This window comes from Massilia sp. ST3 (assembly GCF_018119405.1).
Lineage (GTDB): Bacteria > Pseudomonadota > Gammaproteobacteria > Burkholderiales > Burkholderiaceae_D > Telluria.
This window is the reverse complement of sequence record NZ_JAGPWC010000150.1, coordinates 1-1,099: the sequence shown is the minus strand read 5'-3', so window position 1 is coordinate 1,099 and position 1,099 is coordinate 1. Positions and strand designations below refer to the sequence as shown.

Genomic DNA, 1,099 nt, shown 5'->3' with positions numbered 1-1,099 from the left:
ATTAGGCGATGATCTTGGCAACCACGCCGGCGCCGACGGTACGGCCGCCTTCGCGGATTGCGAAGCGCAGACCTTCTTCCATCGCGATCGGAGCGATCAGCTTGACGGTGATCGACACGTTGTCGCCTGGCATGACCATTTCTTTGTCGGCCGGCAGCACGATCGAACCGGTCACGTCAGTCGTACGGAAGTAGAACTGAGGACGGTAGTTGTTGAAGAACGGGGTGTGACGGCCGCCTTCGTCTTTCGACAGGACGTACACTTCGCCGGTGAAGTCGGTGTGCGGCTTGATCGAGCCCGGCTTGGCCAGAACCTGGCCGCGCTGGACGTCTTCACGCTTGGTGCCGCGCAGCAGCAGACCGACGTTGTCGCCTGCCTGACCCTGGTCCAGCAGCTTGCGGAACATTTCCACGCCGGTGCAGGTGGTCTTGACGGTGTCGACGATACCGACGATTTCGATCTCTTCGCCGACCTTGATGATGCCGCGCTCGACGCGACCGGTCACCACGGTGCCGCGGCCCGAGATCGAGAACACGTCTTCGACCGGCATCAGGAAGGCGCCGTCAACGGCACGTTCCGGGGTCGGGATGTAGCTGTCCAGTGCTTCAGCCAGACGGATGATGCAGTCTTCGCCCATCTCGCCAGCCTGGCCTTCCAGCGCCATACGTGCCGAACCCTTGATGATCGGCAGGTCGTCGCCCGGGAACTCGTACTTCGACAGGAGCTCGCGCACTTCCATTTCGACCAGTTCCAGCAGTTCCGCGTCGTCGACCAGGTCGCACTTGTTCAGGAACACGATGATGTAAGGAACGCCAACCTGACGCGCCAGCAGGATGTGCTCGCGGGTCTGCGGCATCGGGCCGTCAGCGGCCGAGCACACCAGGATCGCGCCGTCCATCTGCGCAGCACCGGTAATCATGTTCTTGATGTAGTCGGCGTGGCCCGGGCAGTCAACGTGGGCGTAGTGACGGTTTGCGGTTTCGTACTCGACGTGCGCGGTGTTGATGGTGATGCCGCGTGCTTTTTCTTCCGGAGCCGCGTCGATCTGGTCGTAGGCCTTGGCTTCGCCGCCGAACTTCTTCGACAGAACGGTTGCGAT

Annotated in this window: 1 protein-coding gene; it reads right to left on the bottom strand. The window is 62.0% G+C overall.

What is annotated here, in order from left to right:
• Position 1: 1 nt before the first annotated feature.
• Positions 2-1,099: elongation factor Tu (gene tuf, locus KBW98_RS23795; protein WP_229429396.1), on the bottom strand; the 1,098-nt coding region annotated here is incomplete at its 5' end.